The 23,294-nt window shown below is 60.3% G+C and carries 22 protein-coding genes and 1 riboswitch; of the genes, 7 read left to right on the forward strand and 15 right to left on the reverse strand.

Annotated elements, in window-relative coordinates:
- Positions 1-117: 117 nt before the first annotated feature.
- From OHD58_RS22370 to galE, 8 genes are all read right to left on the reverse strand, one after another.
- Positions 118-1,017: a UTP--glucose-1-phosphate uridylyltransferase gene (locus OHD58_RS22370; protein ID WP_263805717.1), complete on the reverse strand. Its 900-nt coding sequence runs from the start codon at positions 1,015-1,017 to the stop codon at positions 118-120.
- 60 nt (positions 1,018-1,077) lie between these two features.
- Positions 1,078-2,031 (reverse strand): glycosyltransferase family 2 protein, encoded by a 954-nt coding sequence (locus tag OHD58_RS22375; protein WP_263805719.1) that lies wholly within the window; start codon positions 2,029-2,031, stop codon positions 1,078-1,080.
- Complete coding sequence (locus tag OHD58_RS22380) at positions 2,028-2,975, reverse strand: glycosyltransferase (protein WP_263805720.1); 948 nt, start codon at positions 2,973-2,975, stop codon at positions 2,028-2,030. The genes OHD58_RS22375 and OHD58_RS22380 overlap by 4 nt, the downstream gene beginning before the upstream one ends.
- The gene (locus OHD58_RS22385) at positions 2,972-3,970 is read right to left on the reverse strand and encodes a glycosyltransferase family 2 protein (RefSeq protein WP_263805722.1); all 999 of its coding nucleotides are present in this window, start codon (positions 3,968-3,970) and stop codon (positions 2,972-2,974) included. The genes OHD58_RS22380 and OHD58_RS22385 overlap by 4 nt, the downstream gene beginning before the upstream one ends.
- A 20-nt stretch (positions 3,971-3,990) precedes the next feature.
- Positions 3,991-5,169, reverse strand: coding sequence for a glycosyltransferase (locus OHD58_RS22390; protein ID WP_263805723.1), 1,179 nt, complete (start codon positions 5,167-5,169; stop codon positions 3,991-3,993).
- Between the two features lie 140 nt (positions 5,170-5,309).
- On the reverse strand, positions 5,310-6,158 hold the full coding sequence (locus OHD58_RS22395) for a family 16 glycosylhydrolase (protein ID WP_412177279.1): 849 nt from the start codon (positions 6,156-6,158) through the stop codon (positions 5,310-5,312).
- Between the two features lie 147 nt (positions 6,159-6,305).
- Positions 6,306-6,683, reverse strand: a complete 378-nt coding sequence (locus OHD58_RS22400; protein ID WP_263805724.1) for a hypothetical protein — start codon at positions 6,681-6,683, stop codon at positions 6,306-6,308.
- Between the two features lie 28 nt (positions 6,684-6,711).
- On the reverse strand, positions 6,712-7,704 hold the full coding sequence (gene galE, locus OHD58_RS22405) for a UDP-glucose 4-epimerase GalE (protein WP_263805726.1): 993 nt from the start codon (positions 7,702-7,704) through the stop codon (positions 6,712-6,714).
- 362 nt (positions 7,705-8,066) lie between these two features.
- Here galE and OHD58_RS22410 point away from each other — a divergent pair, with 362 nt between their 5' ends.
- On the forward strand, positions 8,067-9,071 hold the full coding sequence (locus tag OHD58_RS22410; protein ID WP_263805728.1) for a glycosyltransferase family 2 protein: 1,005 nt from the start codon (positions 8,067-8,069) through the stop codon (positions 9,069-9,071).
- 46 nt (positions 9,072-9,117) lie between these two features.
- Positions 9,118-10,065 (forward strand): polysaccharide pyruvyl transferase family protein, encoded by a 948-nt coding sequence (locus OHD58_RS22415; RefSeq protein WP_263805730.1) that lies wholly within the window; start codon positions 9,118-9,120, stop codon positions 10,063-10,065.
- Here the strand turns inward: OHD58_RS22415 and OHD58_RS22420 are convergent.
- Together OHD58_RS22420 and OHD58_RS30620 are read right to left on the reverse strand one after the other, a co-directional pair.
- Positions 10,056-11,069: a glycosyltransferase family 2 protein gene (locus OHD58_RS22420; protein ID WP_263805731.1), complete on the reverse strand. Its 1,014-nt coding sequence runs from the start codon at positions 11,067-11,069 to the stop codon at positions 10,056-10,058. The two genes, OHD58_RS22415 and OHD58_RS22420, sit on opposite strands and share 10 nt — an antisense overlap.
- A gap of 163 nt (positions 11,070-11,232) precedes the next feature.
- A complete protein-coding gene (locus tag OHD58_RS30620; protein WP_318528282.1) occupies positions 11,233-11,517 on the reverse strand; it encodes an exopolysaccharide production repressor protein in 285 nt (94 codons plus the stop codon).
- Between the two features lie 634 nt (positions 11,518-12,151).
- On the opposite strand from OHD58_RS30620, the gene OHD58_RS22430 reads away from it, so the two are divergent.
- The 4 genes from OHD58_RS22430 to OHD58_RS22445 all read left to right on the forward strand — a co-directional run bounded on the left by OHD58_RS22430 (position 12,152) and on the right by OHD58_RS22445 (position 16,500).
- On the forward strand, positions 12,152-12,832 hold the full coding sequence (locus tag OHD58_RS22430; RefSeq protein ID WP_263805732.1) for a sugar transferase: 681 nt from the start codon (positions 12,152-12,154) through the stop codon (positions 12,830-12,832).
- Positions 12,833-12,898: 66 nt separating this feature from the next.
- Positions 12,899-14,167 (forward strand): polysaccharide biosynthesis/export family protein, encoded by a 1,269-nt coding sequence (locus OHD58_RS22435; protein WP_412177280.1) that lies wholly within the window; start codon positions 12,899-12,901, stop codon positions 14,165-14,167.
- Positions 14,168-14,184: 17 nt separating this feature from the next.
- A complete protein-coding gene (locus OHD58_RS22440) occupies positions 14,185-15,450 on the forward strand; it encodes an O-antigen ligase family protein (RefSeq protein WP_263805735.1) in 1,266 nt (421 codons plus the stop codon).
- Positions 15,451-15,474: 24 nt separating this feature from the next.
- Positions 15,475-16,500 carry an acyltransferase family protein gene (locus OHD58_RS22445; protein ID WP_263805736.1) on the forward strand — a complete coding sequence of 342 codons (1,026 nt, stop codon included), beginning with the start codon at positions 15,475-15,477 and terminating at the stop codon, positions 16,498-16,500.
- Between the two features lie 7 nt (positions 16,501-16,507).
- Here OHD58_RS22445 and xth read toward each other — a convergent pair whose 3' ends face one another.
- From xth to ligD, 5 genes are read right to left on the reverse strand one after another with little or no spacing between them, the layout of a single operon-like run.
- Positions 16,508-17,281, reverse strand: a complete 774-nt coding sequence (xth, locus tag OHD58_RS22450) for an exodeoxyribonuclease III (protein ID WP_263805737.1) — start codon at positions 17,279-17,281, stop codon at positions 16,508-16,510.
- A gap of 13 nt (positions 17,282-17,294) precedes the next feature.
- Positions 17,295-17,936 (reverse strand): alpha/beta fold hydrolase, encoded by a 642-nt coding sequence (locus OHD58_RS22455; RefSeq protein ID WP_263805738.1) that lies wholly within the window; start codon positions 17,934-17,936, stop codon positions 17,295-17,297.
- A complete protein-coding gene (locus OHD58_RS22460) occupies positions 17,936-19,024 on the reverse strand; it encodes a tetratricopeptide repeat protein (RefSeq protein WP_263805739.1) in 1,089 nt (362 codons plus the stop codon). Before OHD58_RS22460 ends, OHD58_RS22455 begins: the two co-directional genes overlap by 1 nt.
- A complete protein-coding gene (locus OHD58_RS22465) occupies positions 19,021-19,896 on the reverse strand; it encodes a Ku protein (RefSeq protein ID WP_263805740.1) in 876 nt (291 codons plus the stop codon). The genes OHD58_RS22460 and OHD58_RS22465 overlap by 4 nt, the downstream gene beginning before the upstream one ends.
- Positions 19,897-19,921: 25 nt before the next feature.
- Positions 19,922-22,390, reverse strand: a complete 2,469-nt coding sequence (gene ligD, locus OHD58_RS22470) for a DNA ligase D (RefSeq protein ID WP_263805741.1) — start codon at positions 22,388-22,390, stop codon at positions 19,922-19,924.
- A 162-nt stretch (positions 22,391-22,552) separates the two neighbouring features.
- Positions 22,553-22,664: riboswitch (TPP riboswitch) on the forward strand.
- On the opposite strand from ligD, the gene OHD58_RS22475 reads away from it, so the two are divergent.
- Positions 22,656-23,264, forward strand: coding sequence for a Ykof family thiamine-binding protein (locus tag OHD58_RS22475; RefSeq protein ID WP_263805742.1), 609 nt, complete (start codon positions 22,656-22,658; stop codon positions 23,262-23,264). It overlaps the preceding riboswitch by 9 nt.
- Positions 23,265-23,294 lie beyond the last annotated feature (30 nt).

A 23,294-nucleotide genomic window follows, 5' to 3' on the forward strand; every position in this document is an offset into this window, starting at 1 on the left:
TTTTGGTCACTCGCCCGCCCTGCCGGCTGGCGTCATCATGAAATTCGGTGTCGCCCTACCAAACCGATAGGGCGACAATGCGTTCGCGGTTGAAAACCGCAGTTCTAGCCCGCAGAATCAGGCCGCCTCCCGGCGGCTCTCGTGAGACAAAACAATCTCCTTGATCGGCTCGAACACCAGATCGCCGATATCGGGGCGGGACAGTGCAAAGGCCACATTGGCCTGGATGAAACCTTCCTTTGAGCCGCAGTCGAAGGTGCGGCCCTCGTACGGATACGCAAAGAATTCCTGCTGCGCGGCAAGCTTCAGCATTGCGTCGGTGAGCTGAATCTCATTACCGGCACCACGTTCCTGGGTGCCGAGGATGTCGAAGATTTCGGGCTGCAGGATGTAGCGCCCATTGATGTAGAAATTCGACGGCGCTACCGACGGGGCCGGCTTTTCCACCATCGACATGACCGAAAACCCATTGCCGACCGTGGCACCCTTGCCGACGATGCCGTATTTGCCGGTTTCCAGTGGATCGCATTGCTCTACCGCGATCACGTTGTTGCCGCCAACGTTGTTGTAAAGCTCCATCAGACCGGCGAGGCAGCCGCGTGAGCCGAAGGACACCATATCCGGTAGCAACAACGCGAAGGGGTCGTCGCCAATGATGTCACGCGCGCACCAGACGGCATGACCTAGACCGAGCGGCGACTGCTGGCGGGTATAGCTCATTGCGCCGGCGACAGGCAGCATGGTCTCGAGCGAGGCGAGTTGCTCGACCTTGCCCGAGCGGGTCAGCGTTCCGAACAGTTCCGGCTGGACGTCGAAGTAATCCTCGATCGCCGTCTTGTTGCGGCCGGTAACGAAAACGATGTGCTCAATGCCCGCTTCAAGGGCCTCGTCGACAGCATATTGAACCACCGGCCGATCGACGATCGTCAACATCTCCTTCGGCATGGACTTGGTTGCCGGCAGGAAACGTGTTCCAAGTCCGGCCACCGGTATTACTGCTTTTCTGACCTTTTTCATCGCACACCCTGTTCGTTTTTATACCCGCCGCCCAAATCCAATCTTCGATCCGCCATCCGCTCATGCTTTCAGCTGAAGCTGCGGAGCAAACCTTCTCAGTCGCGCTGCGATCGGCATTTTCAGGTGCCGGAGCGCCACCGGGTCGCGGAGCGCCGTGGCAATCGCTCGCAGTGGCGCCCGCGCCTTCAAATGATCGACAAGCGTCAGGAACGACGCTGCCTGTTGGAGACTGCGCGTCCGCCGCGCCTGCGCAGCATATGCCGGCGCATCGAGGTGGTGATCCCGCAGGAAGTTCGTATCCGCTTTGAGCATCGCCTTCACATGGCCAAGCTCGAGCACACGGGAGATCGAACCGTCGCGAATGTGGTAGACATAGCCGGCAGTCGGCTCGACGACACAACGGCCGCCCTTGGCCAGCGCGGAGGCAAGGAAAATATAGTCCTCGCCAATGCGCAGCGCCTCATCGTAGCGCAAGCGATGTTCTTCGAGAAATCGCCGCTGGAAGACCGGCTTCATGTAACCGAAGGAGAAGGTAGTCTCGAACATGACGTTCGACGCGATGAAATCCGCAAGCGTGATTTCCGGGAATCTGGCCAGCAGGGTTTTCGGAAACATCGTCGTACGAACGGCTTCACCATCCCTGGCCACATCGAGATTGTCGACGACGATTTCGGCGCCGGTCGCTTCGGCGCGCGCGATCATGCGGGCAAGGCGATGCGGATGGACGGTGTCGTCGGAATCGAGAACCGCAATCCACCGCCCGTGTGCCGCGGCCAGCCCGGCATTGCGGGCGCCGCCAGGCCCGCTGTTCTTCGGCAAAGTGACGACGCGGACCAGGTCCTGCGGGAAAGCCTGCGCAACTTTGGCTGTCGCGTCGCTCGAGCGGTCGTCAGCAACAATCACTTCGACGCTGACGTCCTGCTGTGCCAGGGCGCTTTCGACGGCACGCGCGATTGTCGCCTCGGCGTTGTAGGCGGCTATGACGAAGGTGACGTCCGGCTGGGGTGCGGTCATCGTGTGGTCGACCCCAACTGGCCATAAAGCTGGATTTCACGGATGCCGGCCAGCCCGCTGACCACGCCGGCATGCATGATGCCACGCAGCAGATGGCGATTGCGGTGCCCTGGAGAAAACACGGTGAGCGCTGCGAAACCAAAACAATAGGCGGCCTTGCCCGCGGCAAGAACGAGGTGGCCAATCGTGGCGATCCCCGATGACTTGTCAGCGACCAGTCGGCCATGCGTCTGGCCAACGCGGAAACGGCGCTTGGCTAACCAGGAAAAGCGTGCGCGATTTTCCGGAACGGGTTCGAACGCCCAGGCTTCCGGCGCGAAGGCAATATGGCCGCCGGCTTCATGGAGCCGAGAGAAATATTCGGTGTCTTCGCCACCGGTGCGGCCAAGTGCCGAGTTAAAACGGCGGCGCCCCACACTGGAAGAGGCACGGCGCAAAAGCACGTTGCCGGTGTAACCGGTGCGGATCTCGCCGCGCACGAAGACGGGATGCGTCGAGTGGAAATCGCCGCGCTTCATCCAGAGCGGAGCCGCGTCGGAATAATAAGCGCGTACTGGCCCGAGCACAGCATCAGCCCCAGTGTCTTCGGCCACGCTCAGAAGTTCCGAAAGCCATTCGGCCGAACAGGTCGTATCGTCGTCGAGATAGGCGAGGAAGTCTCCGGAACCGTTGTCGAGGCAGGCGTTGCGGGCGATCGAAATGTTCGATTCCGGGCAGTGAACATAGAGGATTTCGAACGGGATTTCCGCGCGCAGCCGGTTGACGCGCTCCCTGGCGCTTGGCGTGGTGTCGTTGTCGGCAACGATGACCTTAACCGCTATGCCTGCCGGCACATTCAGCCCGGCGACTGAGCGCAGCGTGTCCTCGAGTTCGACGCGGCGGTAGGTGCAGATGCCGATGTCGACCTGCAACTTGCCGGATTCCCTGTTCGCAAGGCCGTTCATGGCGTGGTGGTTCCCCGCTTGCGAAAATCCAGCAACTGCATCCAGAAACCCGCCGACCAAGCGAGATGCATGACCATCGCCGAGAAGGCTGCCAGCGGCCCGTAAGGATTGCGGTGCCCCACCGCCATCCAGACACCGTAGCCGATGCACGCCGCCATCCAGACGCCAGCCGGCACGAACGCCGCCCAACTGAGGAAGGCGAGCGAGGCGCCCGCCACCACCGGCGCAACCATCAGGGGCACCATTTGCCGGAGTTTTGGCAATGCCCGGTGCTTCACGATGTTCTTGGCGCGGCCGCGGCCATAGTTGAGGTACTGACGGAAAAGTCCGCCGACCGAAGCGCGCGGGTAGTAGGTCATCATCGTCTTGTCGGTCATCCAGATGCGGTAACCGGCTTCGTTCAGCCGATAGTCGAGTTCGGCATCTTCGTTGTGACTGAAGCTCTCGTCATAACCGCCGACCGCCTCAAACGCGGAAATGCGCATCAGCGCGTGATGGCCATGATCGGTCCAGTGGCCCTTGGCGCCCTGGCGGTGCTTCGAGCCGCCATTGCCGAGCCGTGAATTCTGGGCGACGGCGGTGGCCTTCTGGAAAAGGCCGAAACCTTTCGTGGCCATTGCCACGACCACCGAGTCCGCGCCGGTGGCAATCGCCTCCTCGACAAGCCGCTCGCAGTAGTCAGCCGGATAATCACCATGCGCATCTATGCGGATGAAATAATCGCGGCCTTCGCCACATTTCTCCACAGCCAGATTGATCGCAGCACTCTGTATTTTTTTCTCGTTATGAAGCAGCGAAACACGGGAGTTCTTTTCCGAAATCTGCCTGACGATTTCGCGGGTGCCGTCGGTGCTCCCGCCATCAGCGACGATGAGTTGCATGTCGAGCGCTTCGACCGCACCGCTCAACCGCTCGATGAGCATGCCGATATGGCTCGCTTCGTTGAGGCAGGGAATAATGACGAGGCTGCCGTTTTTTGGTGAATTGTCGCTCATCGGGATCGCCCTCATCTCCGTCATGCCGCTGCCCGAAGTGGCACTGCCGCATGACGGCCGGCCGTCAGCGCCGCCAATCGCTCGACCAGCACCCGGCAATCATCTTCATCGCAGACCCAGCTCTTGGGATCCTCGACAGTGACCGAACGCGAAAGGCCCCGATATGTTTCCGCGTCCATGCCGCCAATCAGCGAAATCAGGGCGCCGGTTGAGGGCTCAGCGAGCAGAGCACCTATGCCACGACCGGCGAGGAAGCGGCCGGTCTCGACGTCGCGCATGGCAATCGGCACCACGCCATGGCGGCAGCCTTCATAGAGCCGGTTGGGCAACAGCCAGTTGGAGTTCAGCCCGGCTTCGAAAAAGTCGATCGCCCAGGAAAAGTGAACGTCGGCATAGATATCCGCGAGGTCTTCGGGATTGCGGTAAGCGCCGTGGAAATCCATGAATGGTTCGGCGGCGACGAGCCGGTCGAAGTCGTCGAATTCGGTATAGGCGGGCCGGCCGCGCAGCACGATGCGGAAGCGGCCTTCCATACGGCGCGAAAATTCGGCGAGCAGCTTCAGCGAACGACTGCAGCGCAAGGCACCAAACCAGCCGATCTTCCACGGCGTCCCTGGGGCGGGAGCCGAGGCGGTCGCCACCGGTGCATGGACTTCGCGGCCAAGCGAAAGAATCTTGTTTTCCAGCAGCACGACCGGCGCATCGATCTGCCCGTATGGCTCAAAATAGTGCCTGACGAAGGCCGGCGAACTGGTGAGCAGAAGGCTGGCTCCGCGGCCAAGCCGCCGCTCGGCATGACGGAGAGCCTTGCCCACCGGATCGTCGCGCAGCAGGAGCCGGTGGATGTCGAGGCATTCATAGACGATCGGCACATCGCCGCCGAACAGTGTGTTGGCGCGGTTCGCCAGTGCCAGCATTTCAAGGTTGCGCGCGATAATGACGTCAGGCCTTGAGATCCCACGCAGCCTGTCGGCAAGCGAAAACGCGGCTTGGGCGACTGCCTTCAGACGTTGAGCGAACTTGCCGTCGCGCGTGGCGCCAAGATCGACGGCTGTCAGGCCCTCGATCCCATCTGCCGGAGTATCGCCGCGACGGAAACCAGCCAGCGTGATCCCAGCGCCGCCGCCCTGCAGCATCATCACACGGCGCCGAACCGCAGGGTCCACAAGATCATGAACAAGGTACAGAACGTGCAGCATCAAAGCTTCCGTCTCTGGCCCCTCACAGGAGGCTATTACAGGTTGTGCTGCGCTGCAACAATTTATGCTGCGATGTAGCAATTTTTCGACGTGGCGCCGGTGACAGACGTATCAACACGCGGCGGACGGACTGGCCGGATCTACTGCGAAACGTCCAGTTCCACCTTGCAGGCGACCGATTCCGGGAACTGGCATGGCTCTCCGGGCGCCGTGAACGCGACGCGATCGATCTCTGCCGCAACATTCGCACCGGGGTCGGCAAAGCTGCCCATCCAGGACTTCAACGTGTCGCTGCCCCAAATGCTCAGATAGATTTTCGAGGCGTGGCTCGGCAGTTTCGCCGGATCTGTCTCTTCACCGACCAATTCACCGTTCAGATACCAGCGGATGCGGTTTTTCTCCCAGACAAAGGCGTAGTCGTTGAAACCCTGGTCGGCACCGCCGGCGACGTCGACGAGTTTCTCGCCTCCCACGCTCTTGCCGTCGACATATTGGTTGAGCTGAACTTTGGAAGGATCCTTGCCAAGCACCTCGAAGTCGATCTCATCATGCGGCTGCTTGTGAACCGGACCAATATAGCTGAAAAATCCGGTATTTAGCCCCGAACCCGCAGCGGCCTTGAAGCGCGCTTCATAGACGCCATAACTGAAGCGCCGGTTGGTCTGAATCTCGCCGCAGACATACTCGCGGTCCTTGAGCTGCTGCTTGGTAAAGCCGAGTTTGACGGTGCCACCGCCCACCGAGACCTGGTCCTTCGACCACGTGCAGTTCTGGTGGTCGCCGTTTGTCCAGCCATCCGAGACGAACCAGCGTTTACGGTCCAACTTATCGAAATTCTCGACGAAGGATTTCGATTTTGCCGCTGTTTCGGCATGGGCGAGAGAAATCCCTGCGGTGGACCCGGCCGCGCAAGCGCCAAGAAACAGCAATCCAAGGGATAGCGAGCCTAGAGAGATTCTCGCTCGGGTGGGGATGGTCAGTACGGAAATCACGCGGTCTGTAGCCTCATCTCTTGACGCCCGACGGGCGTTGCAGGTCAGTGCTGATGTTGCGCTGCACTACGACAGGGAGAAGATGAGAATGTGACGTGCGATCATAATCCTCTTATCAGCGAGGTAACTTTTTATGAGCGAGCGTTAACGCGAGCTACCTTCTGGAGCGGTCGGGCGGTTCGCGCCGATATCCAACTCGGTCGCGAAATCATCCAGCTTAACAAGCATTTCGCCGATGAATGCCCTTTGCTTGCCGAGCTCCGAAATGCGGCGGGAGTAGTTGATCAGGGTGCTGGTCAGGTCGTCGATACGCGATGAGATTCCGGCATCTCCGCGGCCATCCTCGTAAACCTGCTGCGAAAACGCGGCGTCCGTGGAGGCGGTTTCATATCGACGGCGCAAACCGGTCTCCTCTTTCGCAAGCTCGGTCCCGACGTCAAGCAAGGCCTGCCGCAGTTTCTCGATCCGGGAGATATCGGTCTGCCGGTCGCGGTCGGCGCCTCTGGTTCGAAAGCCCAGCATTATCGAGACCTTTCAGTTTGGTCCAAGCTCACGCCGCGGATCGTTCGCGCCACTGTTCGGAACTGTGCCAATTCCACGCCGTTTCGATGATCGCCGTCAAATCAAAACGTGGCTGCCAGCCGAGGACGGACCGAGCCTTGCCGTTATCGGCGACCAACATCGGCGAATCGCCCTCCCGACGTCCGACATATTCGACCGGAAAACTTTTGCCCGATACAGCCTCGATCGCCGACAGCAACTCCTTGACGGTAGTGCCATCGCCGGTACCGAGATTCAGCGCGACACTGTCGCCTCCGTCGAGCAGGTATTGCACCGCCCTCGAATGCGCGTCGGCCAGATCCAAGACATGGACGAAGTCGCGAACACAGGTGCCGTCGCGCGTATCGTAGTCCCAGCCGAATACCTTGAAATCCGAACGTCGGCCAAGCGCCGCCTCTATCGCCAGCGGAATTGCATGTGTTTCGGGAGAGTGCCACTCGCCGACGCGTCCCTCGGGATCCGCGCCGGCCGCATTAAAGTAACGCAGTGCGACAGAGCGGAAACCCTCGTAAGCGTCGAGGTCGCTCAACATCTGCTCGACGATAAGTTTACTTCGACCGTAGGGGTTGATCGGCGCTTGCGGATGCGTCTCGTCCATCGGCATCGCTTGCGGCAAGCCATAGGTTGCGCAGGTCGAGGAGAAGACCAGCTTGTCTATGCCGGCGGCCTGCGCCGCCGACAAAAGGGTAAGCGTCCCCGCCACGTTGTTTTCGAAGAAACCGGTCGGATTGCGAACCGATTCGCCGACTTCGATGAGTGCCGCGAAGTGGACGATCGCGGCAGGCTTGTATGTATCGAGCACTGCGTCGAGGCGGGCTCGGTCACGGATGTCGCCATGTTCGAACGGCCCCCATCTGACGAATTCGGCGTGGCCATTGCTAAGATTGTCGTAGACGACCGGCGTGAATCCCTTGCTCGCAAGATCGAGACAGGTGTGGGAACCGATGTAACCGGCGCCTCCTACAACGAGTATGTTGGTCAACGGATATCCCCTTTGGTGCTGGATTGGACTATGTGCCGGCGCTCGACGCGGGTGCAGCCGCGAACCGGTTGCCGGAACTTCGTGGCGAGAAGCGTCACGATCGTTTGCGCGACCGTCTGAGGCAAGGCTTGCCTGGCCAAGATCGGCACGGTGACAAACTTCAGCCCGAATGTGCTGGTCTTGGAACGAGCACTCCAGCCGACATTGTTTGTCACAGTTTTCAGGCTAATGGCGGGCGACATGGACAGGCACCGTATGCTTTCGAGCGGAGCTTTGCGATCATCCCGGCAGCCAGAACAGGTCACCGGGCGGAGCGGACAGAGAGACTTGGCGCTCTCTTAAAATTCACGAGGCACGAAAAAATGGCAAATTGCAGCGTTGTGATCCCGTACTACCAAAAAGAGCCCGGAATCCTGCTCCGGGCGTTGAAATCGGTGTTCGCGCAAAGCCATCGGGACTTCCATATCATTGTCGTGGACGACGCCTCGCCGTTGTCGGCGGATAAAGATCTGGAAACGCTTTCGCTCGAGGAGCGAGCCTCGATTACTGTTATAAAACAACCAAATGGCGGCCCCGGTGCGGCACGCAATACCGGCCTCGACCACATCTCCGAGGGAACCAGGTATGCGGCCTTTCTGGACTCCGACGACGAGTGGACACCTGACCATCTCAAGAATGCCGTGGCAGGGATGTCACTTTTTGATGCCGATTGTTACTGGGCTTCGATAACCGGCGGCGAGGACTTCTATTATCATTTCGGCATGGCGGAACTTGCCGAGACGACTGCGGTTAGCCGGCTTTCCGAGACGCCGCCCTACTACATGGAAGTCGCCGACCTTGCCAGTGCGATGCTGAAGAACTGGAGCTTCATGCACCTCTCCAGCATGGTGATCGGCGAGGCTCTGTTCCGCAAGGTTCGCTTCGAAGCCGCGCTCAGGCTGGCGGCGGAGGATGTGCTCTTCTTCTATGACTGCGTGCGTGCCGCAAAACGCTCAATCCTGTGCGATAGCATCGGCGCAAAGCGTGGTGAGGGCATCAATATCTTTCACGGCATGGACAGCGATTCTCCACTGTTCCTGAAGCAGCAGTTCAACACCTGGGTCGCACTCGACCGCCTGGAATCGCGATTTGCGCACGGTCCGAAAGACATCGAATCAATCGAACATTACAAAAAGACAGCACGCGACCAGGCGCTGTGGAGCCAGATGCGGCTGGTCCGCCGCCGCAAGGCCCCGCAATTCGGCCTTCTGGCCGAATGGGCGTGGAAGGATCCTAAGATCTTGCGCAATGCGCTGGAACTGGCGGCAGGCAAGATTGCCGGAAAACCAGGACAAACTTCGGAACCGCAGGGCAAGCAGAACCATTAAGACCACCGCTGTGGTCTATCCGACTTCGACCAAAAAGAGGGCACGTATGACCCCATTCTACTGGGAATCCGCTCACGGTAATTTCGGCGACGATCTCAACCTCTGGCTTTGGGATTTCCTGCTGCCGGGCTTTCGCGACGTCCACCCCGATGTGCTGCTGGTCGGCGTCGGCACCGTGCTCAACAGGGCACTGCTGCCAGCGGACGGCAGAAAACTCGTGATCGGCAGCGGCTTCGGCTATGGCGCGTTGCCGGACATGACCGACAAGGACCTGTGGGACATTCGCGCGGTGCGCGGTCCAAGGACCGCGGAAAAGCTCGGCATCGATAGCGGGTTCGGCATCATCGACCCGGCCGTCATGGTCGCGGAGATGCCGGAATTCCGCAACTTGCCGAAAACCAATGGAACAATCTTCGTTCCCCATTGGGAATCGACGATCGGCAGCATCTGGCCCGCAGTCTGCCAGACCGTCGGAGTTACCTATGTGGACCCGCGCGGTGAAGCGAAAGCGGTCATCAGGGCGATCGCCCAGTCGGAACTCGTGATCGCCGAGTCGATGCATGCGGCAATCCTGGCCGACGCTTTCCGCGTGCCGTGGGTGGCGGTGACGACATCCCAGGAGATCAACGGCTTCAAATGGAGCGATTGGGCCGACACGGTAGAGGTCGCCTATCGCCCGCGGCAAATTCCAGTGTCGTCACGCAACGAGGCGATGCACAAGGGCACGCGCTTCTGGGGCGTGCGCTTCGAGAAAAGATGGCGGACCGTGGAAGACCCGAACAAACGTGGCGGTGACAGCATGGTAGCGGCGAAGGCAGAGCCGCGCCAATCGACGATGCGGACGATGGCCAAGCAGGTTCTCGCGGCGCCCTCGGCGCTGGCACTCCGGCAGGCAAAAAAAGCGACACCCCAATTGAGCTCGGACACGGTACTCGCACGCCGCAAGGAACAGTTTCTTGAGGTGATCGCCGGGGTACGGCGCGACTATTTCTGAGTGTTCTGGCCGGGCTGGAGCAAATAGCGGAGGCTGCCGGATTCCGCCGACACGGGAGGTCGGCTTGCGCGTAGTGCCGCCAGTTTGTCGGAAGCGACCCCGGCGACAATCGATGGGAGCGCCTGCGGGTTCTGCAGCGCGTGAACCATAGCTGATACCAGCCCTGCGTTGGACCTGACGTCGAGAAACCGGCGTAGTTCGTATTTCGCCCTGATATGCTGTTCGTGTTGGCGGAGCGCGGCGGCCCCACGCGGCGGCAGATCGGCTGAAGCGAGGAGAGCCTGATCTGCTTCGTAAAGACTTTTCAGGTCTTCGGTGCGGTGACGGCCGCTGAGTGAATTTCCACGCACCGTCGCTCCGTAACCGCAGTGATGGATGACCATGTAGCGCGCGCCCTTGGCCAGAGCGCGGGCGTAAAGGTCGTAGTCCTCGCCAAGGCGCATGTCTTCACGGTAAGTCAGTTGATGCGCCTCCAGGAATGAACGGCGCATCACCGGCTTCAGGAAGCCAATCTCGCCACGGTCGGCACCGCGCCTGGAAATATTGCCATCGACAAAGCCGGAAAGGTCGAGGAGGAATGGTTCGTTCGGAAAACGCGCGATTTCCTCCTCCGTCGGCTCCGCCCGGCCTTCGTCGACAAAGACGATGTTGTCGGCGATAAAATCCCAGCCGCTGCCCGCCAGAAGATGGCGGAAGCGGCCTTCAATGAAAAAATCGTCGGCATCGAGAATGCTGATCAGTGGAGCGCTCGATACCGCGATCGCCCTGTTCCTGGCGAAGGACGGGCCTCGATTCTGTTCGAGCCGGACAATTTTTAACCTGCCGGAGCCATCATCCACGCCAATCGCGGCGCCGGCCGTATCGTCGCTCGATCCATCGTCGACAACGACGATTTCGGAAACTTCAGGCTCGCGAAGCGCCGAGCGGACTGCGGATTGGATGGTGGTGGCCGCATTCATGGCGGCGATGACGACGCAGACGCCATTTTCTCGCGGAAGAACCAATTCGCACCTCTGCCTGCCGCCGAACGCAGGATCTGCCCACGCCGGCGGGATGCCGGCGGCTCGAAGCGCCAGCATGAAACCCGAGAGTGCGGCGGATTTCAGTCCAATCAGACAATATAATGAGAGATGATCTGATGGCCCTCATATCGGGTGTCGATTGCCATCAGAAATGACGCGGGCGTTCCGTTCCCGGCAAGGGCCGAACCTTGCTTGCGGGCTTTTCGTCCACCGGGTTTTGCACGGGAGCTCTGCTCGCTTCATCCTGCTTCCGGTCCTTCGAACGCCAGACCATGAAGAGGACAGCGGCGAAGTAGCCGATCTGGATGAGCACGGCACAAAGCAGCGTCTGGATGAAGGTCGTCCACGCCGACTGGGTCGCGAAATACGTTGCGACAGCGAAGACGAAAAGTACGCCGAGCATGCCCAGCAAGAAGCGCGGAAGCGACATTGGCGCTATCCTACGCGAAAGAAACCGTTGAACGCCATGATCCCAAAATGCCTCCCCATTCAGGCACACGCCTGAATTGCCCGATCAGCATGCCCGCAAGAACTGATTGGAACTTTCTTCTCGCAAGGTCAAACATAACTTGCGGGCAAAACGAATATATTGGACCGCGTCACACCGCGCAACACATACGCAAATCTTCCATGTCCTTTCGTTCCTGGGCCAGTTCCCGACTCCACTCCGTGCATATTGCAGCGCAACCAAAAACAACAAAGCCTGAACGAGTTCGGCCATTGCAGCGGCGGTGGATACGTAAAATACTCTCGGGCGGTTCTGTTACTTTTGTAATTTATAAATTGAATATCTTTGTACATGTAGTAATATAAAAATATTTTCGTTATAAATTTTGCGAATGTCAAAATATCATTTCGATATACGTGGCTTTTCCATCGTCACAAAGTCGACATCAATGTTACGATTTGTATCACTCGGTCACAAAATATGAATTTTATACCTATATCGGCCAAACTTTGATCGCAAATTTAAAGCGTTTATGGCGCCCGCGTCGAACAACATGTTGCAGCGCACAATTTTTCTGGTACCTTATGTCAACCTTTTTATTCACTGGAGCCGCGTCATGAAGAATGTCGCCAGATTGGCCAACCCGACCTATTCGGACCAACCGGCTACAAGAGATCATCCCCCGATCGGTGGCGCCCTCAAGCGAGGCTTCGACATTATTGGCGCGGTTGCGGGACTGATGCTTCTCAGCCCGCTCTTCCTGATGATCGCGGTGCTGGTAAAATGCTCCGACGGCGGCTCCATTTTTTACGGGCACCGGCGTGTCGGGCGCAGGGGAGAGTTCTTCCATTGCCTGAAGTTCCGCACCATGGTTCCGAATGGCGACCAGGTGCTCTCGGCCTATCTTAGCCGCAACCCCGAAGCCCGCGCCGAATGGAAAGCAAGCCGCAAGCTGCAGAACGATCCGCGGGTGACGAAGGTGGGCGCGGTGCTGCGTAAGCTCAGCCTCGACGAACTGCCGCAGATCCTCAACATCCTGCGCGGCGAAATGAGCATCGTTGGACCACGGCCAGTGGTGATGGACGAGCTGGAAATGTATGGCGGCTCGGCGGATTACTATCTGAAATCGCGTCCAGGTCTTACTGGTCTGTGGCAGGTCAGTGGCCGCAATGATGTCTCCTATGAGACTCGTGTGGCATTTGACCGGCACTACGTCGAAAACTGGTCACTGGCAGCCGATGTCCGCATCATCCTGAAGACCATCCCGGCGGTCTGCCTGTCGCGCGGCAGCTACTGACGCCATCGCCCCAGGTGGTTCGCCCTGATCGGGCGGTCAATTCGGATTGATATTATGATTGAATATATGACCCGCCGTGCATTGCAGGGCCCCCGCCGCGTTTCGGCGGGCATTTCGCTTATTGCGGCTTTCCTCTGCCTGCTGTCGCCAATCGGCGCATATGCTGATGACTATAAGCTCGGCGTGATGGACAAGCTGAGAATCCGGGTCGTCGAATGGCAGACCGCCGAAGGGACTTTCCGCGATTGGGGAGCGATCACCGGCGACTACACAGTCGGGCCTTCGGGCAACCTGTCGGTTCCTTTCGTCGGCGAAACGGCCGCAGCCGGCAAGACGACCACCGAGGTCGCCAAAACCATCGGCGACCAGCTGCAGCAGAAGTTCGGCCTTCTGGACAGGCCCGACGCTTCGGTCGAACTCGCCGAATACCGCCCGATCTTCATCGCCGGCGATGCGCAAACTCCGGGACAATACCCTTACGGGCCCAATTTGACGGTGCTGAAGGCCGTCAGCCTTGCAGGTGGACTGCGCCGAACGCCTGATGGGCTCCAGGGAGTAGAGCGCAATTTCATCAACGCCGACGGCAACCACGAAGTCTATGTCGCCGAACGTAATAGGCTTTATGCCAAACGTGCACGGCTGCTCGCCGAACTGCAGGGCAAGCCGCAGATCGAAATGCCGAAAGAACTCGCGGACGTGGAGGATGCCCAGGCGCTGGTCGCGGAGGAAACGGCGATCATGCAGGCGCGCGAAAAGCGTATGCGCCTGCAACTGACGGCGATCGAAGACCTCAAGAAACTGCTCGAGAACGAAATCACTTCACTCGACAAGAAATCGACGACGCAGACGCGGCAAGCCGATCTGGCGCGTGAAGAATTGAAGGGTATCGGCAATCTCGCCGATCGCGGGCTGGTGGTGAATTCGCGCGTGCTGACCATCGAACAGAAGATTGCTGATATGGAAGGCAAGATTCTCGACCTCGATACGGCCTCGCTGCGCGCCAAGCAGGACATCAACAAGGCTGTCCAGGACGCCACCAACCTGGGCAACGACCGAGAAGCGGAGCTGGCCGTACAGCGCCAACAGGTCGAAGCCGACATCGCCGGTCTCACGCTGAAAATCGAAATGTACCGCAACCTGATGTCGGAAGCGCTGTCCAAAGCGCCCGAAGCGGCAGCGCGCAGCGCCGCCGCCAAAGGACCGCCACAGGCGACTTTCAGCATCGTCAGAGAGCAGGAAGGCAAGACCGCTGAAATTCCGGCGGAGGAAAACACGCCAGTGCTGCCGGGCGACGTGGTCAAGGTCACGGTCGCCGGGCTTCCGCCGACCGACTAGTCGTTGGGCTGTTCGCTATGAGGATCGCAAAGTCGCTGCTGGTAACCCCCGGCCAGAATTTCTGGTTCGGGATTGCGGCCGTCACCGTTTCGATCTTCGTCTTCGCCTATTCGGCGCGTTTCGGCCAGATTTCCATCCTGGCCTATTACGCGCTGTGGCTGCCGCTGGTGCTGGTGAACTACCGCCAGGTGCTCGGCAATTATGCCAAATATTGGTGGATACTGGGCTTCGGCCTGTTTGCCTGCCTTTCTATCTTCTGGTCGGCCGCGCCAGGCGTGACGGCGCGTGCCGGCGTGCAATATTTCTCGCACATCGTCTGCGCACTGATTATTGCCCGCACCGTCGACATCCGCACGCTGACGCTCGGCGTGCTCGGCGGCATTCTGCTGGTCGTGGTCTATTCGCTGCTGTTCGGCGTTCATCACTATGACCCAATCGACGGCAGCTACAGTTTCGTCGGCGCTTTCTCGTCCAAAAACCAGCTCGGCTTCTACGGATCGCTAGGCGTTTACTTCGCCTTCGCGGCACTTTTCATCCTCCGTATGCCCGGCCTGTGGCGACTGTTGGCGCTTTGTGTTGGCGCGCTTTCAACCTACGCGCTGTTTGCCTCGCAATCGGCCACCTCGATCATCGCCACGGCGGTGACACTCGCCGCAAGCGCCTGCATCGGGCTCGTGCTGATGCTCGCGCCGCAAAGCCGGAAAATGCTGTTCCTCGTCGTGACGGTTCTGCTGACCCTCGGCGTTGCGGGCGCACTGAATGCCGGTGCGATCGATCTGGTGCTCGGCGCATTCGGCAAGGACGCCACGCTCACGGGTAGAACCTATCTCTGGTCGGAGGGCTTGCGCGCGGTCGGAGAGGCTCCGCTGGTCGGTGTTGGCTACCAGGCTTACTGGGTGCAGGGCTTTTCCGAAGCCGAGCGCCTGTGGGAGGAGTTTTATATTCCGACACGCAGCGGCTTCCACTTCCACAACACCTACATCGAGGCGCTGGTCGAACTCGGTTATGTCGGGCTGGTATTGATCACGGTGACGATGATCGGCGTCATTGGCGGACACCTGAAGCGCCTGCTGTCGGAGCGGCACAACGAGGAGTCATTCCTGCTGCTTGGGATCGGGCTGATGCTGGCCGTGCGCTCCTTCTTCGAAGTCGACGTCATGCATCCCTACGCGGTTGGTTCGTTTCTGCTCTACTATTCCGCAGGTCTTCTGGCGACGAGGCGAGAGCAGAACAGTCGAACACCGGTGCTCAGCCGGTTAGAACACAGATTTGGTGAAACTTGACGCGACTTGAAGTCCTGCGCGCCGATGAACAAACTTTATGGAATCCAATACCTACGTGGTTTCGCTGCATTGGCAGTCGTCATCTTCCATGCGGCGGAGCGGGCTGGCCACCACTTCACCATCGGCGCTGCCGGCGTCGACGTGTTCTTCGTCATCAGCGGATTCATCATGTGGATCATTGCCGATGGCAGGATGCTGACGCCGGGGAAATTCATTGCAGACAGGCTGAAGCGCATCGCGCCGCCCTACTGGATCGTCACTCTCATCATGGTCGCCGGCGGGCTGGCCGGATTGTTCCCCAACCTCGTTCTTTCCTGGCAACATGTGGCGGGCTCCCTGCTCTTCATCCCGTCCCGCTCGCCGAGTGACGGCCAGGTTTGGCCGGTTCTCGTCCAGGGCTGGACGTTGAACTATGAGATGTTCTTCTACGCAGTTTTCGCGCTTTCGCTGTTTCTCCCGGCCAGATCGCGGCTGCTGGCGATGACAGGCGTCTTCTGCGCGCTGACGCTGGCTGGCATGCTGTTTTCGCCGCAGGACCCGGCACTCGCTACCTACACGCGGCCGATCATGCTCGAATTCCTGCTTGGCGCCTTCATCGGCACATGGTGGCTAGCGGGAAAATTGCCGCCACGGGCCTTCGGCGTCGCGGCACTGCTGGCTGGTCTTGGCGGATTTGCCTTTATCGGCATCACCGGCATGGGTTTCGACGAGTGGCTTTGCGGCCCGCTCGCGGCGGCCCTTGTGGTCGGCGCTCTGATCCTCGAACGCGACGGCACGATGAGACGGAGCGCCGCCTTGAGCTACCTCGGCGACAGCTCCTACTCGGTCTACCTCTGGCACACGCTGGCGATTTCAGTGGTGATCAAATTCGGCACTCTGCTTGCCGTGCCGAACCCGCTGCTCGTGGTTGCCGGGGTGGTTTTCGGTGTCGCGTTGGGGGCTGTGGCCTACGAACTGGTCGAAAAACCCATCGCCCGTATGCTGAAAGGCAGCGTTCTCTGGCCGCGTCGCAAGATGGCGCTTCAGGGCAGTCCCGGCGGCGAAGGCTGACAGCCTATCAGTCCTTGATATCCGCCCACACCGGCGCATGGTCGCTGGCGCCTTCGAGTCCGCGGACGTCCCGGTCGACACCGGCATCAATCAGCCGGCGCGCCAGTTTCTTGCTCAGCAGGATATGGTCGAGACGCAAACCTGCATCGCGCTGCCAGCGGTTCCGGCGATAATCCCAGAATGTATAGATCGTGTCTTCGGGATGCACCTTGCGCAGTGCGTCGGTCCAACCCTGGTCGAGAAGGGCGCGGAACGCGGCGCGGCTCTGTGGCTGCACCAGCGCGTTGTCGTCATAGGAACGGGTCTCGTAGATGTCGCGCGGTTCCGGCACGATGTTGTAGTCGCCGGCCAGCACGACTGGCAGGCCCGTCTTGAAGAGCTCGGCGGCATGCATCCCGAAGCGCTCGTGCCACGCCAGTTTGTAATCGAATTTAGGCCCAGGCTGCGGATTGCCGTTGGGACCGTACAGGCACCCGATCAGGACGCCGTTCACCGCCGCTTCGATATAACGGCTCTGGCTGTCGGAAGGGTCGCCAGGCAATTCGTTACGGGTCATCACCGGCTCGCCGCCGCGAGCCAGAATGGCGACGCCGTTCCAGGTTTTTTGGCCGCGCCAGACTGCGCCATAACCCGCCGCCTCGATGGCGGCACGCGGGAAATCCCTGTCCGCGGCCTTGAGTTCCTGCAGGCAGACAACGTCCGGCCTGGCGACTGCCAGCCAGGCGAGCAGAATATCGAGCCGGCTGTTGACGTTGTTGATGTTGAAGGTAGCGATCTTCATGCCGGCCGCATGTTCAGCGCGTGAGGGTCTTGGTCCAGTCGGCGACCGTGTCGGCGAGCGTCTTCAGATGATCGGCGGTGGAGAAGCCGGAGATACTTTTGCGCGGCTTCAGATCGTGATCGCCATCTTCCAACCAGAGGATCTCGATCCGGTCGGAGAGTGTATAACCCGCCACTTCTTCGCGAGTGCCAAATTCGTCGCGGGTGCCCTGGCAGATCAGCGTCGGCGTTTTAAGGCCAGCGAGGTGCTTGGTGCGCAATTGCTCGGGTTTTGCAGGCGGATGAAACGGGTAACCCAGGCAAAGCAGGCCGGCGATCTTGCCGGCGGCATGAAGCTCGTCGGCAACCATGCTGGCGACTCGCCCGCCCATCGACTTGCCGCCGATGATCAGCAGTCCTTTGGCGCCCAGTGCCTCGACTGCCGCCACATACTCCGTATTGACGGTTTCGGCGCGCGGCGGCGGCTTGCGATGGCCATAACGGCGCGCAGCCATATAGGCGAACTCGAAACGGGCGACGCGAAAGCCGGCTGTGGCAAGCGCCTTGGCGGTCGCAGCCATCGACGCCGAATCCATCGGAGCGCCGGCGCCATGCGCGAGAAGGATCGTGACGGCGGCGTCTTCCGGGCCATCGAAAAGAAAGTAGGTCTTGCTCATTAGCTCGCTGTCTTCTGGGCGAAATGCAGGTCGACGAACTGAATGCCCCGCACAGCGGTCCGCGCCCATTCGGAGATGGCGTCCAGCTCCAGATAGCGAACCCACCAGCGTCGGGCGCTGTTGAGATCGCCAGCGTCGAACTCCAGCTTGGCAAGATTGAAAATCGCGTCTGCGTAATTTGGATCGAGGGCAATCGCCTTGACCAGGTGGCGGCGAGCGGAATCGTTGCGGCCGCGATCAGTCATCAACCCCGCAAGATTGAACCAGGCTTCGACGAAGCCCGGATCAAGCTTGATGGCACGTGCATAATCATGTGCTGCCTCGACCTGCCGCCCCGCCGCCCGCAAACAGTTGGCGCGATTGAAGGCGGCGACGGCATCGTCCGGATCCATGGCGAGGCACCGCTGGTAGAGAGCCACCGCGTCGTCATTGCGACCCGCTTCCTCGGCGGCTTCCGCCTCGGCGAAAAGTTCTTCCAGTTCTGCGTCGCCAGGCGTCCCCAGATCGAACAGCATCTGGCCATCGAGTTCGCTCAGTCCTTGGTCAAGGCGCGCATAGATGGTGTCGGAACCTTCGACATGCAGCGACTTGGCGGTGAGCGAGGCGACCGGGCCGTAACGATGCACGGACCGCGCGATGGCGCTCCAGTTGGCGCCGCTCGCGATCAAACCGGCGTATTTCCTGGCGAGGATCAGATCACGGAAGGAGTAAGGTTCGGCATCGTGTTCGAAGGCATCGAACAACGAAAGAAGATCAAACGCGTCGGGTGTCAACCGCGACTGTTCGAGCAGCGACTGGCGCGTCATTGCCGACGCGTCCTGAGTCTTCACAAGGCCGAGAAGGCGCAGAAATCCGTTCTCGCTGAGCAACCTCCGGCCGGCTTTGCGCTCTGCCTCGAACCGCGTTTCGATCCACTTGCCGTCAGACTTGGCCAACAGCGTGCGACCAAAAACCAGATGCGTCGTACGGCGGGTTACCCCGCGCATCAGAAGGCCGTGCTGCCGCTCGACCTCCCGTACCGCGAGTCGCCGCGGGAACGCCGCCAGCGCGCCCACTGTTCCGAATGTCTTGCCGGCGGCTGCCGTCACTTCCTGGCCTTGGCGGGCGCCTTGCCCGATCCACCAGCCGCAGCCTTGGCCGCAGGCTTCTCGACCGGCTCTGCCTTGCTCTTGCTCTTCGCCGGCGGCTTGGCCTGCGAAAGGCTGGCCTTCAGCGCGTCCATCAGGTTGATGACATTGCCGCGCTCGGGCGCCGCCGCGATGATCGGCTTGTGCCCTTTCAGCTTCTCCCGGATCATGTTCATCAGGGCGATCTCGTAACGATCCTCGTAGTTCTTCGGATCGAAATCGGTTTCCTTCTGCTTGATCAGCGCTTCGGCGAGCTGGAGCATTTCGGGATCGGGGGTGCCGACCGGAATGTTGCCGAAATACTCGGCGGTGCCGCGCACTTCATTCGGATTCCGCAGCGTGCAGACGAACATGCCGTTCTCGCGCGAGCCTATGGTCACCACCCGCTCGCGGCTGGACAGCACAAGGCGCGCGATCGCCAGCTTGCCGGATTTGCGCATCGCCTCCCGCAGCACCACGAACGTCTCCTCCGCCATGGCGCCATCCGGAGCCAGATAATAAGGCGCATCCAGATAGATCACATCGACGGAATCCTCGTCGACGAACGCCTCGATGTTCATCGTGTGGTTGGATTCAATGCGCACCGCCTCGAGATCGCTGTCGTCGATGATAATGTACTGCTTATCCTCGTATTCGTAACCCTTGACGAGATCGGAGCGCTCGACCAGCCCGAGTTCCGGATCCACCGGCTTCATGTTGATGCGGTTGTGGGTCTTCTTGTGCAGCTGATTGAAGCTGATGCGCTCGCTGGCGCTGGTGGCCGGATAAAGCCGGACCGGACAGCTCACGAGACTGAGTTTGAGATAACCCTTCCAGCTAGCCCTGGGCGCCATAAACGTCTCCTACGCAACAACACGACTATTTCCCTAATGGCGACAATACCGGCAATTCCGTTGCGAAATCATCAATTTCGGCCCACGGGTCGCCGGATGCCGCCAAGAGTCCCGGGAGCGAAGAATAATTCAAATCTTCCGGAGCGTCGATGGACTCAAGATCGTTCCAGTCAAGCGGAGCCGAAGCAGGCAGATTTGTGCGGGCCCGCAACGAGTAAGGTGCGGCCGATGTGTGGCCGCGCGCGTTTCGGTGAAAGTCGATGAAAATCAGCTTCTTGCGGTTGTTCTTGCCCATCGTCGTCGTAAACACATCCGGTGCACTGGCGGCCAGACGAGTTGCTATGGCGCTGGTCGCCTGATGCGTCTTCTTCCAGTCGAGTTTCGGTTTCACCGGCACCACAACGTGGATTCCTTTGCCTCCTGACGTCTTGACGAAAGGCGTGAGGCCGATCGCCTGAAGTTCGCCGCGGATGTGCACGGCAGCCTCGACCACCTCGCGCCACGTTATGCCCTCTCCCGGGTCGAGGTCGAAGACCAGGCGGTCAGGTTTTTCCAGGCGTTTGCGCGTCGTCCCCCAGGTATGGAATTCAACAACGCCGAATTGTGCCAGCGCCAGATACCCCTTGGCACCCTCGACCGAGAGATAGGATTTTTCCTCGCCTTCCGAATTGGCGACCATGAACTTTTCCACCGAGGCCGGCATGCCGGTGAAGGCGTGACGCTGGTAGAAGCAGTCCTGAGGTTTTCCCGTCGGGCAGCGGACCAGCGAAACCGGCCGGTTGGCGATGTGGGGCAACATGAAATCGCCGACCAGGGCATAATAGACCGCGATGTCGAGCTTGGTCGGCCCGGATTTGCCGAACAGCCGCCGCTCCGGATTGGTAACCCAAATGGTGGCGAGATCGGCCTCGGAGATCAGCCGCTTGCGTGGTGCGATGGCCGGAGCCGACAGTTCAACGTCGCGCAGGCCCTTGAATACGGCATGGCGGAGTGCATTGTCGGCAGTGCGATTGGCGTAGTGGATGTGCGCCGAAAGCAGCGGGCGAACCCAGATCATCTCCTTGGGTGTACCATCGAGCTGGATCGCGCCGGCGCGAAGCGGCTCCAGCCGAGCAAGCAGCGCATGGGCCGTTCCCGCATCGAAGCCAGTCCCGACTTTGCCCCGATACTGCAACTCACCATCCACCCACTCGCCAAGCCCCAATGCGGCAAGGCCTTCGGCGGCTTGCGAAACCGTGTAACCGGCAATGACGAAGTCCCCGGTCTCCAATGCCTTGGTCTTGGTCCACGTCTTCGAGCGCCCGGGCTGGTAAAGTGCCGTGGCGCGCTTCGAGACGATGCCTTCCAAGCCCAGTTCCGAGGCGTGTTCGTAAAGCGGCCTGCCATCACCGACAACGTGATCGCTGAGCTGGATGGCGGAGCGCTGGGTGACATGACCGGCGAGAAATTGTGCAAGCAACTGTTTGCGCGCCTCCAGCGGCACCCTGGTCAGATCCCAGCCGTCGAGGTGGAGAAGGTCGAAAGCGTAGAAGATCAGCTTGTTGCCGGCGCCTTCCGACAGAGCGTCCTGCAGCAGGGCGAAGCGGCTGATGCCTTTGCCGTCGAGGACGACGACCTCGCCGTCTATGACGGCGGCGCGGCACGGTAGCCGGCGAAAAGCCTCGGGCAGGTCGCCGTAACGTTTCGTCCAGTCAAGGCCACCGCGGGTGATCAAGCGGACGGCGCCGTCCGCGACATGCGCCATGGTGCGGTAGCCGTCGAACTTGATCTCGTGCAGCCAGGTTTCTCTTGTGTCGTCACCATGCGGCGGGCTGGCGATCTGTGTCGCGAGTTGCGGTTCGAGGCGGGCGGGAAGCGGAGCTTGTACCGCACCGGCAAGCACGCCGGGTTTCAGCGCGGCCGGATTTGGAACCGGCCTCGGTTTTTCGACGAGTTCCTCGATCAGGCGACCTGATTTCACACTTTCGGGACGCGCGGCGAGAATGTCGAGGCCGGCGTCGGCAGCCAGGTCGCGCTCCTTGAACAGAAGCCAGTTCTTCTTGTTGTCCTCGCCCGGCTTGGGTTTCAGCCGCGCCAGCATCCAGCCGCCGTTGAGCTTTTCGCCGGCCAGGCGGAACTTGAAGGAACCGGTGCGCAGGCTTTTCTCGACATCGTCCATCGGCGCCCAGACGCCGCTGTCCCAAACGATCATCGGGCCGCCGCCATACTCGCCTTCCGGGATGACACCTTCGAAATCGATGTATTCTAGCGGATGATCCTCGGTCTCGACCGCCAGCCGCTTGTCGGCGGGATTGAGTGAGGGACCTCGCGGCACCGCCCAGCTTTTCAGCACGTCGCCGACCTGTAGTCTCAGATCGTAATGGTCGGCGGTTGCGTGATGTTTGTGCACGACGAAGCGGTTGCCTATTCCGGCGGATTCTCCGCCAGCCGGTTCGCGCGTCTTGGTGAAGTCGCGTTTCTCACGATAGGCGCGGAGTTTTGAGGTTGGAGGCATAGGTTGCGGTGAACCGTTCAGGTCATGAGTTGCAAAAGCTGTGGCCTTGAGATCATCACCGCATCGCTATCGGTATAGGCCTGAAAATTGCTCGCGCAGCAAGTACGGCCTGTGGATGTTCGCCGAAGCGCTTTGCAAATTCTCTCGGATGTGATTTATGTCTCCCCACGACAGGGGTGCTCCGTATTGCCGGGGCTGAGATGCGGTCGACATGATCGCGGACCCTAAAGCTGATCTGGATAATACCAGCGGAGCGAGGCGAGCGATGTTTTCCGGCGCACAGATTTCCCTTTATCCCATGACCGACGATTTCGTCGGCGTCATCCTAGGGTCGCTCGGCGCGCTCGACCCTTATCGGGACCGGTTGCGGATCGAAACCGACGACATATCGACGCTGGTGATCGGCGTTCCGGAAGTACTTTTTCCGGCGATGCGCGATCTTTTCGTCGCGGCTGCCGGCAGCGGCAAACATTGCGTGCTGTCGGCTGCGATTTCACGGGGCTGCCCTGGTGAGCCGGACGATCCGATCTGCCACACGCCGCAGCTTGCAGGCCCGCTGGCACCACTGGAGGAGCGAAAGGCCCAAGCCCTGCTTGCGGTGGAGAACACCCCGCCAACCGGCCCGATCGTGGCCGCACAGTTCTCGCTCTACACCATGGGCATCGACCAGCACATGGACGAGATCTATGGCTGCATCGATTTCCTGAAGAACTCCGGCGTCTTCGAGAAATCGAAGAATTTCTGCACAAAACTTCGCGGCGATGCCGGAGCGATCTTCGCCACGCTCCACGAAGCATTTGTCCGGTTTGGCCCGCCCAACGGGCATGTGACCATCGACCTGACCGTCTCAGCGAATAGCCCGACCACCCTCTAGGCGTCCGGCCCTTTCGCATTTTCAGGTTGT

The organism is Mesorhizobium sp. ZC-5 (assembly GCF_025753855.1).
Classification (GTDB): Bacteria; Pseudomonadota; Alphaproteobacteria; order Rhizobiales; family Rhizobiaceae; genus Neomesorhizobium.